Here is a 13,832-nt window from a genome sequence, read left to right as displayed (position 1 = left end):
CCTGATCAATGACGACCACGATATGAAGAGGGCCCCGATCGGGGCCCTCTTCATATCGTTAGGCCCGCTTCAACAGTGGCCTGCTTTTACTCCGCCCCGGTGGTCTGGAATCTGACCGCCGTTGACATGGCGCGCTGGTGACCGCGCGCTTCCTTGTCGGGTCAAACCCCGAAGACGCCGCGATCCGCATCAACGAAAAGATCGAGGCGAACAAGGACCGGATTCCCGTCGGCATACCCGCGCCGCAAGTGACGGTGCGCGGCATCAATGACGTGCCGATCGTGGTCCTGACCCTGACCCCCAAACCGGGCGCAGCAGGCGTGTGGAACGATCAGGCGCTGGCCGAACTGGCGGGCAAGCTCAGGACCGAGATCGCCAAGGTCGATGACGTCGGCCTGACATTTATCACGGGCGGCCAGCACATGGCGCTTCGCGTGGTGCCTGATCCGGCCAAGCTCGCGCTCTACCGCGTTCCGCTGGGCAATTTGATCGAAGCCGTGAGCCAGGCCAATCGCGCCTTCCCGGCTGGAACCGTGCGCGAAGGCGGACAGGCTGCGCTGGTTGTCGCCGGCCAGACACTGCGCGATGCGCAAGAGCTTTCAAGCCTGACCGTGCGCTCCGCCAGCGGCGCGCCGGTGCTACTGTCGGATGTCGCAAAGGTCGAGCAGGCTCCGACCCAAAATCAGGCCCGCGCCTGGCGCTGGGCAAAAGATGAGAAAAATGGCTGGAGCATGGGTCCAGCAGTCAGCCTCGCCGTGGCGAAGCGCGCCGGGGCCAATGCAGTTACGGTGTCCGAAGGCGTCGTTGAGCGCGTGGAAAGGCTCAAGGAAACGCTGATTCCGGCGGGCGTCGAAGTGTCCGTCACGCGCAACTATGGCGAAAGCGCCAACGAAAAGGCGAACGAACTCATATTCCACCTGGCGCTGGCGACGGTCTCGATCGTGGTTCTGATCGGCTTCGCCATCGGCTGGCGCGAGGCGGGCGTCACCGCCATCGTCATTCCGACCACGATCATGCTCACGATGTTCGCCTCGAACGTCATGGGCTTCACCATCAACCGGGTGAGCCTGTTCGCGCTGATCTTCTCGATTGGTATCCTCGTCGATGACGCGATCGTGATGATCGAGAACATCGCCCGGCACTGGGCCATGGACGATGGCCGCAGCCGCATCGACGGGGCGGTCGATGCCGTGGCCGAAGTCGGCAACCCGACGATCATCGCCACGCTGACCGTGGTCGCCGCGCTGCTGCCGATGCTGTTCGTGTCGGGCCTGATGGGCCCGTACATGGCGCCGATCCCGATCAACGCCTCGGCAGCGATGATCTTTTCATTCTTCGTCGCGGTGATCATCGCGCCGTGGTTGATGATCCGCTTTGCCAGGCAGGCAATTGCAACCGATGGTCATGGCGGACACGACGCTCACGGCGGCAAGCTGGGCGCGCTTTACAAGCGCTACGCCAGCAAGGTCATTGCCACTCCGCAGAGCGCCAAACGCTTCCTGATCATTGTCGGCGTCGCAACGCTGGTCGCCTGCTCGATGTTCTACTTTAAGGCAGTGACGGTGAAGCTGCTGCCGTTTGACAACAAGAGCGAGGTTCAGCTCGTCGTCGATCTGCCCGAGGGCGCCAGCCTCGAGACGACATCGCGGGTTCTGGAACAGGCAGCCGCCGTGGCCCGCTCCGTGCCTGAAGTCACTTCGATGGAAGCCTACGCGGGGACGTCTGCGCCGTTCAATTTCAACGGACTGGTGCGCCACTATTTCCTGCGTAATGCGCCTGAAATGGGCGATCTGATGATCACCCTGCTTCCCAAGGGGGACCGCTCGCGGTCCAGCCACGAAGTCGCTGTGGACCTGCGCGAGAAGCTGAAGGCGATCCCCCTGCCCGCCGGCGGCTCGCTCAAGGTGGTCGAAACCCCGCCGGGACCGCCGGTGCTGGCGACGCTGCTGGCGGAGATCTATGGCCCGGACGAAGCCACCCGCCAGAAAACCGCTGTGCAAGTTGAGGCGATCTTCAGGTCGGTGCCCTACATCGTCGACGTCGATAACAGCTTCGGACAGCCGCGCCCGACATTAAAACTGATCCCCGACCGCGCCAAACTTGATCACTATGGCCTGTCCGAACGCCAGCTGTTCGACAGCATCGGCGCACTGCTCGGTGGTCAAGTCGTCGGCTATGCACCGCGCGGGAATGAACGCGATCCGCTGCCGATCGAGCTTGGCCTCGACCAGTCGCAGCGCAGCTGGTCCGCTTCACTGGCCGCCACGCCCGTCGCCGCCACGCCCACCGGTCAACTGGTGGCTTTGGGCGAACTGGTCACCGCGAAAATGGAGCCGGGCGGACAAGCCATTTTCCGCCGCGATGGTCGCGGGGCAACGATGGTCACCGCTGAACTCGCCGGTCGCTATGAGGCACCGATCTACGGCATGCTGGCAGTCGACAAGGCGATCGACGACTTCAACTGGAAAGCCCACGGATTGGAGAAGCCAACCGTCATCCTGAACGGCCAGCCCGAGGACGAGAGCAAGACCTCGTTGCTGTGGGACGGCGAATGGGAGATCACCTGGGTCACGTTCCGCGATATGGGCGGAGCCTTCATGGTGGCGCTGCTCGGGATCTATGTGCTGGTCGTCGGCCAGTTCCGCAGCTTCACGATCCCCTTGGTGATTCTCACCCCGATCCCACTGACGCTGGTGGGCATCGTGCTTGGACATATCCTGTTCCAGGCACCTTTTACCGCAACCTCGATGATCGGGTTCATCGCCTTGGCCGGCATCATTGTGCGAAATTCGATCCTGTTGGTCGATTTCATCGGCCATTCACGCAGCCCGGACAAGAGCTTGCGGGAAACCTTGCTGGAAGCTGGCATGATCCGGTTCAAGCCGATTGTCCTCACCGCAGCAGCGGCGATGATCGGGGCAGCGGTGATCCTGACCGACCCGATCTTCCAGGGGTTGGCGATTTCGCTGCTGTTCGGCCTCGCCTCCTCGACCTTGCTGACTGTGCTCGTTATTCCAGCAATCTACATAGTCTTGCGCGACGATGGTCGCCCGTATCCGGAACTTGAGACATGAAGCCGACTGATCTTTCCGAACTCAAGGCCAACGCCGCGACCATGGCGGGGCGCCTCAAGTTGATGAGTCACCCCGAACGTCTGCTGATGCTCTGCCGGATGGATGAAGGAGAAGCGTCGGTAACCGAGCTAGTGGAACTGGCCGGACTTTCGCAGTCCTCAGTTTCGCAGCATTTGGCGATGCTGCGTGAGGAAGGCGTGGTCAGCATCCGCGGCGAGGCGCAGACCCGGTTCTACAGCCTCAAGGACCCGATTGTCCGTGGGGTCATCCATTCGCTGTGCGAGCTTTGCAACGAGCAAGGCAAATGACACCAGTCCGCCATTGGGAAAAATAGGCATGCCCGATCCAATCTTGATCATCTGCCCGACTTGCTCAACCACCAACCGGGTGCCGCATGAGCGATTGGGCGCGGGCGGCAAGTGTGGGCGATGTGGCGGTGCTCTATTCGATGCCCATCCGGTCGCGCTCGGCCCGGTCAATTTCGAGGCCCATCTGAACAAGGGCGGCATACCACTACTGGTTGACTTCTGGGCGAGCTGGTGCGGCCCCTGCCGCCAGATGGCACCCACGTTCGAAGCGGCGGCCTCCCAGCTTGAGCCTTATGTCCGGCTAGGCAAGGTCGACACCGAAGCCGAGCAGGCAATCGCCGCGCGCTATGCCGTACGTTCGATTCCAACCTTGATCCTGTTCAGAGGCGGCAAGGAACTGGCACGTCAATCCGGCGCGATGCCAGCAGGTTCAATTGTAAGTTGGGCCCGGCAAGCGCTCAATTCCTGATCTGCGGTCAGGTCACCATTTGCTCTTCGACGGTAACACCATCGCGGATGTTGTAGAGGCGCCGAAAGGTCGGGATGATCTTCTCATCGTGGGTCACGACGATGATCGCAGTATCGAACTGGCGGGCCATGGCGTTGAGCAGATCGACGACCGCAAGCGCTCGTACGCTATCGAGCGGCGCGGTCGGCTCGTCGGCCAGAATAACCGGCGGGCGGTTGACGAGTGCGCGGGCAATTGAAACCCGCTGCTGCTCTCCCCCGGAAAGCTGCGACGGCATGGCCGCCGCCCGGTGCCCGACGTCGAGGGCATCAAGCAGATCGCGTGCTTCCTTGCGGGCGACGGCGTTGGGTTTGCCCGCCAGCATCGGCAGGAGCGAGACATTATCGGTCACGTCGAGAAACGGGATAAGAAAGGGTGCCTGGAAGATGAACCCGATCAGATCACGGCGAAGAGCACGCAAGTCGCGCACTTTCCAGCCATCGTCGTAGATCACCGTGTCGCCAATGGTCATCCGGCCCGAACTGGGCTCGATCACGGCGCCCAGGCACTTGAGCAGCGTGCTCTTGCCCGAACCCGATGGCCCGATCAGCCCCACGACTTCGCCCTTGGCGACAGCCATGTTCACCCCGCGCAAGGCGTGGACCGCAGTGTCACCGCTACCATAGGTCTTGACCAGGTTTTCGATGCGGATGCCTTCAGCCACCGATCGCCTCCGCAGGGTCGACTTTGATCGCCGCTTGGATGGCCAGAAGGCTCGCTAGCGTACAGATGCCCATGACCACGAAGAAACCGCGTAGGGAATCGGCCGGTAGCAGCAGCACGTATTTCGGGAAAAACGGCGCCCAGAAGCTCGCGGCGATTTTGCCCACGGCAAACCCGATCAGGCCCAGCCCAAGCGCCTGTTGCAGGATCATGCCCGCAATCGTGCGGTTGCGCGTGCCGATGAGTTTCAAAACGGCGATCTCGCGGATCTTGCCGATGGTCATAGTATAGATGATGAAAGCGACGATCGCGGCGCTGACAATCGCGAGGATCACCAGGAACATACCGATCTGCCGCGCGGAATTGGCGATCATCTTGTCGATCAGGATGCTCTCCATATCGGCGCGGGTATAGACCGTCACCCGCTGCCAGCGCCGGATCGCAGCGGCGACCTGGTCCGCATCGGCATCCGGCTTCACCGTCACGAGCACGGCATTAACGTTATTGCTGCTCGCCTGGGCCGCATTCACCGCTTCGGCCACAGCAGGGTTGCCGGGCGGGTTCAGCACCGGGCTGGACGCCGTGCGCGCCCGTTGGCGAACAATGGCGTCGCTGTCCTTGTCGAATTGCGCGTCCTGCGCATCCTTGAGCGACAGGAACAGCATCGGGTCGCCCCCGGACGACACCATGCGGCTGGTCAACCCGACGATGCGATAGGAATTCCGGCGCACTTTCACCCGATCGCCGATGGCGAAACCGGTTTTCACGTCCGCTACTGCCTCGTAGTGGCCCTGCACGATCCGGCGACCGGCGAGTAGGTGGGGCGGCTGGCCCGGCTCGCCGGCCACGGCCACTTCCGCGCCAACTACCATGACCCGCACGTCCTTATCTTCATGCGCGATCTGCATGGTCAAGTAGGTGACGCCAGCAGCGCGATCGACCCCGGCCATGGCGCGGATCGGGCGCTCGGTATCCTCGTTGAGGCTCGATGGCTCAGCGTATGGTCCAAGCGTGTCCTTCTGCACGACCCACAGGTCCGCCCCACTGTTGTCGAGCAACGCCTGGGCATCATCGACCATGCCGCGATAGACGCCCGCCATGGACAGGGTGACGCCGATCAGCAGCCCCAGCCCCACGCCAGTGAGAACGAATTTACCCCAGCCATGCAGGATGTCGCGACCGGCCAAACTGATCATGACGAGGTCACCATGACGGACCGGTCATGGCAGCTTGTCGATGATGGAGAGGCGGCTTGATGATCCCAGCGGCCGGGCACTGTGGAGGACGACCCGCTCGCCCTTCGCCAATCCTTCCAACACCTGGACCCAGCCTTCCGCATCCTCTGCGCCCAGCCTTACCACCACGAATTCCGGATCGCCGTCACGGATCGCCCAGACGCCCAGTTCCCCGTCAATCCGGTGAATGGCCGCGTTTGGCAAGGCGAGCGCTTTTTTCTGCGACGGCAAGGCAACAGTCACTTCGGCCAGTTCACCGATCGGCGGAAGGCTGGCCGATGCATCGAAAGCCACCTTGGCAAGCACCTCTTCTGTCACCGCATCGGCGACAGGCTCGATCCGCAACACTGACCCGTTTAGCGGCTTGGCCGACCGCGAACGCAGGACAATTCGCGCCGGCAGACCTGCTGCGATGCCTCCTGCGCGCGACTGGTCGAAACGCGCATTGATCCACAGTGCTGACGGATCGACCACTTCGATCACGGCTTGTCCGGCCACAACCGTGGTCCCCGGCTCAGCAAGGCGGCGAATGACCAGTCCGGCGCGCGGCGCGACAAGCCGCAGGTTGGCTTTCTGTTCAACTAATGCCGCGCGTTCGGCGCCGGTGCGGCCGCGATCCTGCGCAGCGGCACTGCGGTTCGCCTGTGCAGTTACAAGCCCCGCCTGAGCTGCCGCGAGCGCCTGACGGCGCTGATCGAGCGCGGCGCGGGTCAGCCAGCCACCGCGAAACAGTTCCTCGCCGCGCGCGGCTTCGCTGCGGGCCAGTGCAAGGCGTGCGCTCGCATCGGCAATCTGCGAAGCTGCCGCTTGTTCAAGTGCTGCCGAACGGCCCGCACTGCCCGATGCCGCCTCGATGCGCTGGTCAAGGTCAATCGGGTCGATCACGGCGAGCAACTGCCCGGCCTGCACACGGTCGCCGACATCGACGGCAAGACTTGCGACTCGTCCCGGTGCGGTCGGGCCGACGCGCTGCGTATAGCGTGCTTCCACGGTGCCTATACCGAACAGCGCGGGAGCAATCGCTCGTTCCTCGACCGTCACCGCCGTCACCCGCACAGGCGCAAGCGGTCCGGACCGGAAAGCCACCCAGGCAAAGACAAGAAGCAATGGCAGCAGGACCGCCACAAGCATCCAGGCGCGCCGACTCAAAGTGAACGACCCCGAGGAAAATGGCAGGGTCATTTCACGGCCTCCAGACTGCGGCAAAAGAGCGCGAACTGCCGCTCGGACATGGCCGGCAATGCGGAGAAATCGTCGATGGCCAGCGCCTGCATGACGAGGCCCTGGACAAGCGCCAGGAACATCACGGTTGCGGCTTCGAGATCGGCGTCTCCGGCAATCTGCCGGGCCGCATGCGCCGCCGACAGTTCGCCTGCCACCCGCGCGCGGTACTTCGCCATCAACTGCCGGACAATGGCTTTGGCCGGAGTTTCGCCAGTGCGCTGGAGTTCGCCCCACAGGATGCGCGGCACGCCGGGATTCTCCATGATGAAGCCGATATGCGCTGCCAGCATGGCCTCGAGCCGGGCGAGCGGCGGCAAATCCAAGACATCGTCGAAGCGGCGCTGCAATTCGCTGCACGTCCAGTCGAGAGCAGCAGTCCAGATCGATTGCTTGTCGGGAAAATGGCGAAATAGCGCGCCTTGCGAAACGCCCATGGCCACCGCGATCTGTCCCGTGGTGATTTCCGCCGGATCGCACCGCGCCGCCAGACCGATCACCGTCGCAATGGTTTCAGCACGCCGTATGTCGGCGGAAAGGTAAAGACGGCTCATGCCGAGGCAATGCCACAATAAAAGTGATCCGTCGCTTTCTTTTGGAGCGCGATCGGCCTAAAGTGAAAACGATAGCCATGCAGCCGAAGGACGCCCCATGACCGATAATCCCCTGCCCCACGCCGATGCCCTGAAGTATGAAGACTGGGCCGGCGAAATGGGCGCGCGGTGGCTGGCAAACCTCAATGGCTTTGAAAGTACGATTGCGCCGGTCGGCGATGCTTTGCTGGCGCGGGCGGCCTATTCGCCGGGCGAACGCGTGCTGGATATCGGCTGCGGCGGCGGCGCTACGACCCTTGCCATCGCGCAGGTTGTCCAGCCGAGCGGCGCAGTGCTTGGTATCGACATCTCACCCGATCTGATCGCGGCGACCACGCGCCGTGCTGCCGCAGCCGGTATCACCAACGCAAGCTTCTTGTGCGCCGACGCGGCCAGCGTGACACTGCCCGATGGCCCCTACGACCGGCTGTTTTCCCGTTTCGGCAGCATGTTCTTCGCCGAGCCGATCCCCGCCTTCGCCAACCTGCGCGAGCTGCTCAAGCCGGGCGGGCGGATCGACCTTGCCGTGTGGGGGCCGCCCCAGCAGAACCCATGGATGCTGGAAGGCATGGCCGCGGCGCGCCGCCATGTCGAACTGCCGGCCCCCGTTCCCCGCGCGCCTGGCCCATTCGCCTTCGAGGATCGCGATTACATGCGAGAAGTTCTCGATGGCGCAGGCTTTCACGGCGTGGATATCGTCGCCGCCAAGGGACTGCTCGCCGTCGGCGGGCCGGGTGCTTCGCCAAGCCAGGCACAGCAATTCGCCTGCAACGCCATGGCTTTCGGGCAAGTCCTGCTCGACTATCCGGAGCCCGTGCAACAAGCGGCGCAGGCCGATCTGGTCGAGATTTACAGTGCGCACCACCGTCCCGATGAGGGCGTCATGATGGGCTACACCGCCTGGCTCGTTTCGGCGCTGGCCTGAGGTAATCCATTCAGACCATCACAATACGCGAGACAGAACCATGCGGCGATCTGCAATCATCCCATTGGTCACCCTGCTGGCGATCAGCGCTGCGGCATATGCGGAACCCACGCCGGTCACCGTGCGGGTCATCAGCCAGGATGCCAAGTTCGTAGGCGACGGCATGGGAGGCGCGCGCGTCACCCTGCGCGATGCGCGGACCGGGCGGGTCATGGCCAATGGCGTAACGAAGGGTGGCACGGGCGATACTGACCAGATCATCAAATCGATCGGTCGCAGTCCCTTGCGCGCCAGTGCGGAGGCGGCAGCATTTTTCGCCACACTGGATATTGAACGGCCCACGCTGGTCAATCTGGAGGTAGAAGGACCGCTCTCGCGCCCCGGCTCGATCATCAAGGTTTCCTCGCAGCGCTGGCTGATGCCGGGAGAAGCAGTGACCTCGGGCAACGGCTGGATGGTTGAACTGCCCGGCCTTGCGATCACGCCAGATGTGTCTGTGAGCGAGGGCCGGATCCATATCGCAGCCAAGGTCGAACTGATGTGTGGCTGCCCAATCACGCCGGGAGGCCTTTGGGACGCGGCGGACTACGAGGTGACTGCCAGCCTCTGGCGCGGGAACCGACGCGTCGAGAAAGCCGATCTCGCATTTGTGCGAGCGCCCGGCGGATACGAGGGCGCCTTACCCGTCACGCGCCGGGGGAACTACCGCCTCGTCCTGTTTGCCCGTAACCGCATGACCGGCAATACCGGCATGACGCAAGTCCAGGTGCGGCCGCGCTGAAACACTGTGCAGCGGTAAAACGCCAAAGAGGAAACGGCAAACATGGTGTTGTTCTGGTCATTGGCGATCGCCCTGGTAACGGTCGGCATATGTGTGCTGGTCCACTACGAAGCCTTGCGCATTACCTCGCTGCTGATCCCTAGCCTGTCGATACCGCCCCGGCCGAAGGTTCTGGTGGTCATCGCCGCTGTATTCGCCGCGCATCTTGTCGAGGTGACGATTTTTTCGCTCGCCTATTATGGCATGCACCAGTTCCCCGAACTTGGCGAAATCGGTGGGCATTTTTCTGCCAGCGCGGTGGACTTCTTCTATTTCTCGATCACCAGTTTCACGACCCTCGGCATTGGTGACCTGTTCCCGCATGGTGCCTACCGCATCGTCGTCGGCTTTGAATCACTGACCGGCTTTGGCCTGATCGGCTGGTCAGTGTCCTTCACTTATCTGGTGATGCAGGAATTCTGGTCGCAGCACATACCCCGCAAGCGGCGGCGGGACGGCAGCGACAGACTGAACTAAGAAAAGCGAACTAACGACCGACCAATCGATAGCTTTCATGGCAAGCAATGCACGCGTTCATCGCACGCCCGACAGCAGCGTCAGCAGTCGTAATTTGCCGGTTGCCAGCGGCCTGCGATGCCTCCGCGAAGTCCTGCCGCATTGCCTTGCTCATGGTCTGAAAATCGGCCGGTAAGGCCGTACGCAAGCCATCCGGCATCGCTCTCGCACCTTTGGGGGAACCTTGTAGCGCCGCAGCTGACAGGGAAGCGGCATCATTCGTTGCCCGCGCGGCTTGAAGATCGCGCAAGACAGCCATCAGCGCACGCATTTCCCCAAGCACATGAGCAGCCTGATCGCTCGTCACGACCACCGGCGTGCGCAGATCACCGGACCCGGCAGCGATGGGTGGCTTGGCCGGTGACGGATCAGCGGACGCATAGTCCGATGCCCGCATGGCCATGACCAGCTGGATCAGGATGACGGCCAGCAGCACTGGAGCCAGCCAGCGGTTGAGCTGTGTCATGTCGGAAAATTCCCCTCGCCTAGTGCCGCTCAAGCGGCCATGAAATCACGATCGCTCCGCGCAAGTCTCCGGGCTTGAAGCCGGAGGCCTTGTCCAGCGGATAAAGCTCCGCAAGCTTCGCCCGCACTTCAGGCGCGATGCTGGTACCGTGGCACGCGGCGCAGGGTTGCGCCTTCATAGGGATCGCCCGCAGATAATGCGCCCGCGCGTCCCGGCCCGAACCACTGGTCCACTGCACGGCAGCCGGCTTCCCGCTTGCGTCGAGTGGTGCTGCGGCAAGTTGCTCCAGGCGTTTGCGAAGTTCCCCTTCGGCCAGAGCGGCAGGATTGCGTTCCTTGAGCGCAATCCGCCTGACCTCAGCGCCGCTCTCTTCGGACAGGTTCGCAGCAATTGCTGGCGCGGCCTGTTGGCAGACCCCAATTGCGCCCACCGGGCCGCTCGCCGTCAGCGCTGCCTGCAACTGGGCCTGCAACTCCGTCTGGAACCGATCCGCGATCGCCGCCGATTTTGCCGAAATGTCAACCGGTGCCGGAGCTGGAACAGCGCACCCGCTTACAGCCAGCAACAGGGCGGCCGCCGTCAGAACGGCTCTCACAGGTTGGGATCCTCGTCGAGCGGCGAGCGGAATTCATGCCACATACCGTTGATGATGCCGAAGGATAGTGCGAGACCAAGGCCGAGTATCCAGGAAAAGTACCACATCGACTGCGCTCCTTGCTCAGTAGAAGTCAGGATTGGTGCGAACGTCGCGGAGTGTGATCCGGCCGAACAACACCTTCATCACCCATGCCGTATAGGCCAGCACGATCGGCAGGAAGATGACCGTCACGACCAGCATGATCCACAGCGTGAGGTGGCTGGAGGAAGCGTTCCACACCGTCAGGCTCGACTGCGGATCGATCGAACTTGGCAGGATATAGGGGAACATCGAGAGCCCCACCGTGGCAATGATGCCCACGGTTGCCAGCGACGATCCCGCAAGGTTCAGCACATGGCTGCGCCGCCGGATGCCGAGAAGCGCGATCAGCGGCCCGGCAAGGCCGAGGACCGGGGCCACCAGCATCCAGCCGTGCCGGCCGTAGTTCTCCAGCCAGGCCCCCGGTGCTGCCACGGACTTCACGAACAGCGGATTGGAAGGACCACCGGTATCGACAACAGCATCTAGGCGGAAGCCCATGGCGCCACTGGCGACCCAGAAGCCGCCCGCAGCGAAAAGCGCCACGCTGAGCATTGCCGCCACGCTGCCGATCTTGCGCGCGCGATCCAGCACCGGACCATCCTCGATCTTCACCGCCAGGAAACCAGCGCCGTGCATCACGATCATGGCGACAGATAGCAAACCGGTCAGCAGCGCGAAGGGTGAAAACAAATCGAGCAGCGAGCCTTCATAGAAGCTGCGCAGATCGCTATCGAGGCGGAACGGCGCGCCCTGAAGAACATTGCCGACCGCCACGCCGAAGACCAGCGCGGGCACGAAGCCGCCGATAAACAGCGCCCAATCCCATCGTGCACGCCACCCGGTATCGGCATGCTTCGAACGGTACTTGAACGCCACCGGCCGCAGAATCAGGGCCGCCAGAACGAGGAACATGGCGAGGTAAAAGCCGGAAAAACTGACGGCATAGACAAACGGCCATGCCGCGAAAATTGCCCCGCCGCCGAGGATGAACCAGACTTGATGCCCCTCCCAGTGCGGGGCGATGGCGTTGATGGCCATGCGGCGTTCCTCGTCCGTCCGGCCGATGAACGGCATGAGCGAGGCGACACCGAGATCATAACCGTCGGTCAGCGCGAAGCCGATCAGAAGGGTGCCCATCAGGCCCCACCAGATGACCCGCAGGGTTTCATAGTCGAGAGGAATTTCCATGGGTTCAAACCTCCCTTATTCCGCAGGCAGCGGCGCGTAACCGGCGGCGCCACGCGGCGCGTCGAGCTCATGATGTTCAACCGGCCCCTTGCGGATCATGGCGATCATCAGACGCACCTCGATGACCGCCAGTGCGCCGTAGAGCAGCGTGAAACCGATGATCGTCGTCCAGATCTGACCGACCGAGAGCGATGATGCGGCAAGGAATGTCGGCAACACACCTTCGACGGCCCAGGGCTGGCGTCCGATTTCCGCCAGCATCCAGCCGAACTCGATAGCGATCCACGGCAGGGGCATGATCGCCACGGCCAACTTCAGGAACCAGCGCTTGTTGAACTGGCAGACTGAGGCGCAAAAGAATGCCAGGGCGAAGAACCCGATGAAGAAGAAGCCCAGCCCCGCCATGATGCGGAACAACCAGAACATCACCGGCACATTGGGAATGGTATCCCTGGCAGCCAGCAGGATCTGCTGGTCGGTAGCCTGACGAGGGTCCGCGACGTGCCGCTTGAGCAGCATGGCATAGCCAAGGTCCGCTTTGTAACGCTCGAACACCTCTCGGGCCGCCAAATCCCTGCGATTGACCTTCAGCTTTTCGACCGCGTCATAAGCATGAATGCCGCTGCGGATGCGCTCGTCAGCCTTCAGGACCAGTTCGTTGATCCCCATGACCTCGCCGGTCAGGCTGCGGGTGGAAATCAGGCCCAGCACATAGGGAACCTTCACTTCCCAGTGGGTCTCCTGTGCATCCATGTCAGGAATACCGAAGATCGACAGCCCTGCCGGCGCGGGCTCGGTGTGCCACATGGCCTCGATCGCGGCGAGTTTCATCTTCTGGTTATCGGTCAGCGCGTAGCCGGATTCATCGCCCAGCACGACGACCGAGAGCGAAGACGCCAGACCAAAGGCTGCCGCCACCATCATCGAACGACGCGCAATATTGGTCCATTTGCCTTTGAGCAGATACCAGGCCGACACGCCCATCACGAAGATCGAGGCAGCAACATAGCCCGCGCTCACCGTGTGGACGAACTTGGCCTGCGCCACCGGATTGAACAGCACCGAATAGAAATCGGTCACTTCCATGCGCATGGTTTCGGGATTGAAGCGCGCGCCGACCGGATTCTGCATCCAGCCGTTCGCGATCAGAATCCACAGGGCCGACAGATTGGAACCAAGCGCAACCAGGAACGTCACGGCAAGGTGACCGACTTTGGACAGTTTGTCCCAGCCGAAGAACATGAGGCCGACGAAAGTGGCTTCGAGGAAGAAGGCCATCAGCCCTTCAATCGCCAGCGGCGCACCGAAGATGTCACCGACATAGTGCGAGAAATAGGACCAATTGGTGCCGAACTCGAACTCCATGGTGAGGCCGGTCGCAACGCCGAGCACGAAATTGATGCCGAACAGCTTGCCCCAGAACCGCGTGATGGTCCGCCAGATTTCACGACCGGTCATCACATAGATGCTCTCCATGATGACAAGCAGGAACGACAGCCCCAGCGTGAGTGGAACGAACAGAAAGTGATACATCGCGGTAAGCGCGAACTGGAGCCGGCTAAGCTCGACAACCGCCATATCCATCTGCATGCTCCTTACCCGGCACAAGGCCGCCGGACGGGACGGGACTCGACTC

15 protein-coding genes are annotated in these 13,832 nt (G+C 62.6%); 6 read left to right on the top strand and 9 right to left on the bottom strand.

Annotated features, from left to right (window positions below):
- Positions 1–137: 137 nt before the first annotated feature.
- The 3 genes from KRZ98_RS12730 to trxC are packed head-to-tail and all read left to right on the top strand — an operon-like array spanning position 138 to position 3,851.
- Positions 138–3,074 (top strand): efflux RND transporter permease subunit, encoded by a 2,937-nt coding sequence (locus KRZ98_RS12730; RefSeq protein WP_368389822.1) that lies wholly within the window; start codon positions 138–140, stop codon positions 3,072–3,074.
- Positions 3,071–3,382 (top strand): helix-turn-helix transcriptional regulator, encoded by a 312-nt coding sequence (locus KRZ98_RS12725; RefSeq protein WP_217673887.1) that lies wholly within the window; start codon positions 3,071–3,073, stop codon positions 3,380–3,382. Before KRZ98_RS12730 ends, KRZ98_RS12725 begins: the two co-directional genes overlap by 4 nt.
- A gap of 28 nt (positions 3,383–3,410) precedes the next feature.
- Positions 3,411–3,851, top strand: a complete 441-nt coding sequence (gene trxC, locus KRZ98_RS12720; protein ID WP_217673886.1) for a thioredoxin TrxC — start codon at positions 3,411–3,413, stop codon at positions 3,849–3,851.
- A gap of 7 nt (positions 3,852–3,858) precedes the next feature.
- On the opposite strand, the gene KRZ98_RS12715 is transcribed toward trxC, so the two are convergent.
- From KRZ98_RS12715 to KRZ98_RS12700, 4 genes are read right to left on the bottom strand one after another with little or no spacing between them, the layout of a single operon-like run.
- Complete coding sequence (locus KRZ98_RS12715; protein ID WP_217673885.1) at positions 3,859–4,554, bottom strand: ABC transporter ATP-binding protein; 696 nt, start codon at positions 4,552–4,554, stop codon at positions 3,859–3,861.
- Positions 4,547–5,749 carry an ABC transporter permease gene (locus KRZ98_RS12710; RefSeq protein ID WP_217673884.1) on the bottom strand — a complete coding sequence of 401 codons (1,203 nt, stop codon included), beginning with the start codon at positions 5,747–5,749 and terminating at the stop codon, positions 4,547–4,549. The genes KRZ98_RS12715 and KRZ98_RS12710 overlap by 8 nt, the downstream gene beginning before the upstream one ends.
- A 24-nt stretch (positions 5,750–5,773) precedes the next feature.
- Complete coding sequence (locus tag KRZ98_RS12705; protein WP_217673883.1) at positions 5,774–6,970, bottom strand: efflux RND transporter periplasmic adaptor subunit; 1,197 nt, start codon at positions 6,968–6,970, stop codon at positions 5,774–5,776.
- On the bottom strand, positions 6,967–7,581 hold the full coding sequence (locus KRZ98_RS12700) for a TetR/AcrR family transcriptional regulator (RefSeq protein ID WP_254798336.1): 615 nt from the start codon (positions 7,579–7,581) through the stop codon (positions 6,967–6,969). The genes KRZ98_RS12705 and KRZ98_RS12700 overlap by 4 nt, the downstream gene beginning before the upstream one ends.
- Positions 7,582–7,660: 79 nt before the next feature.
- Between KRZ98_RS12700 and KRZ98_RS12695 the strand changes: the two genes are divergently transcribed.
- From KRZ98_RS12695 to KRZ98_RS12685, 3 genes are read left to right on the top strand one after another with little or no spacing between them, the layout of a single operon-like run.
- The gene (locus KRZ98_RS12695) at positions 7,661–8,527 is read left to right on the top strand and encodes a class I SAM-dependent methyltransferase (protein ID WP_176593301.1); all 867 of its coding nucleotides are present in this window, start codon (positions 7,661–7,663) and stop codon (positions 8,525–8,527) included.
- Between the two features lie 40 nt (positions 8,528–8,567).
- Positions 8,568–9,308, top strand: a complete 741-nt coding sequence (locus KRZ98_RS12690) for a hypothetical protein (RefSeq protein ID WP_217673882.1) — start codon at positions 8,568–8,570, stop codon at positions 9,306–9,308.
- Positions 9,309–9,350: 42 nt separating this feature from the next.
- A complete protein-coding gene (locus KRZ98_RS12685) occupies positions 9,351–9,824 on the top strand; it encodes a potassium channel family protein (RefSeq protein WP_217673881.1) in 474 nt (157 codons plus the stop codon).
- Between the two features lie 10 nt (positions 9,825–9,834).
- On the opposite strand, the gene KRZ98_RS12680 is transcribed toward KRZ98_RS12685, so the two are convergent.
- Genes KRZ98_RS12680 through KRZ98_RS12660 form a run of 5 tightly spaced genes read right to left on the bottom strand, consistent with a single transcriptional unit; the run spans position 9,835 to position 13,780 of the window.
- Positions 9,835–10,329, bottom strand: a complete 495-nt coding sequence (locus KRZ98_RS12680; protein WP_217673880.1) for a cytochrome c — start codon at positions 10,327–10,329, stop codon at positions 9,835–9,837.
- Positions 10,330–10,348: 19 nt separating this feature from the next.
- A complete protein-coding gene (locus KRZ98_RS12675) occupies positions 10,349–10,924 on the bottom strand; it encodes a DUF3365 domain-containing protein (protein WP_217673879.1) in 576 nt (191 codons plus the stop codon).
- The gene (gene cydX, locus KRZ98_RS12670) at positions 10,921–11,031 is read right to left on the bottom strand and encodes a cytochrome bd-I oxidase subunit CydX (protein WP_217673878.1); all 111 of its coding nucleotides are present in this window, start codon (positions 11,029–11,031) and stop codon (positions 10,921–10,923) included. The genes KRZ98_RS12675 and cydX overlap by 4 nt, the downstream gene beginning before the upstream one ends.
- Before the next feature lie 16 nt (positions 11,032–11,047).
- A complete protein-coding gene (gene cydB / locus KRZ98_RS12665; RefSeq protein WP_217673877.1) occupies positions 11,048–12,196 on the bottom strand; it encodes a cytochrome d ubiquinol oxidase subunit II in 1,149 nt (382 codons plus the stop codon).
- Positions 12,197–12,211: 15 nt separating this feature from the next.
- Positions 12,212–13,780, bottom strand: a complete 1,569-nt coding sequence (locus tag KRZ98_RS12660) for a cytochrome ubiquinol oxidase subunit I (protein ID WP_217673876.1) — start codon at positions 13,778–13,780, stop codon at positions 12,212–12,214.
- Positions 13,781–13,832 lie beyond the last annotated feature (52 nt).

It is taken from the genome of Sphingobium sp. AS12, assembly GCF_019097845.1.
Classification (GTDB): domain Bacteria; phylum Pseudomonadota; class Alphaproteobacteria; order Sphingomonadales; family Sphingomonadaceae; genus Sphingobium.
The sequence above is the reverse complement of the archived record's forward strand: the minus strand, read 5'-3'. Positions and strand labels throughout refer to the sequence as shown.

Bases quoted from the DNA above. Each gene is read 5' to 3' on its own strand.
- KRZ98_RS12660 (WP_217673876.1), bottom strand. From the start codon at position 13,780: ATGGATATGGCGGTTGTCGAGCTTAGCCGGCTCCAGTTCGCGCTTACC.
- KRZ98_RS12690 (WP_217673882.1), top strand. From the start codon at position 8,568: ATGCGGCGATCTGCAATCATCCCATTGGTCACCCTGCTGGCGATCAGC.
- trxC (WP_217673886.1), top strand. From the start codon at position 3,411: ATGCCCGATCCAATCTTGATCATCTGCCCGACTTGCTCAACCACCAAC.
- cydB (WP_217673877.1), bottom strand. From the start codon at position 12,196: ATGGAAATTCCTCTCGACTATGAAACCCTGCGGGTCATCTGGTGGGGC.
- KRZ98_RS12680 (WP_217673880.1), bottom strand. From the start codon at position 10,329: ATGACACAGCTCAACCGCTGGCTGGCTCCAGTGCTGCTGGCCGTCATC.
- cydX (WP_217673878.1), bottom strand. From the start codon at position 11,031: ATGTGGTACTTTTCCTGGATACTCGGCCTTGGTCTCGCACTATCCTTC.
- KRZ98_RS12685 (WP_217673881.1), top strand. From the start codon at position 9,351: ATGGTGTTGTTCTGGTCATTGGCGATCGCCCTGGTAACGGTCGGCATA.
- KRZ98_RS12725 (WP_217673887.1), top strand. From the start codon at position 3,071: ATGAAGCCGACTGATCTTTCCGAACTCAAGGCCAACGCCGCGACCATG.
- KRZ98_RS12710 (WP_217673884.1), bottom strand. From the start codon at position 5,749: ATGATCAGTTTGGCCGGTCGCGACATCCTGCATGGCTGGGGTAAATTC.
- KRZ98_RS12695 (WP_176593301.1), top strand. From the start codon at position 7,661: ATGACCGATAATCCCCTGCCCCACGCCGATGCCCTGAAGTATGAAGAC.
- KRZ98_RS12705 (WP_217673883.1), bottom strand. From the start codon at position 6,970: ATGACCCTGCCATTTTCCTCGGGGTCGTTCACTTTGAGTCGGCGCGCC.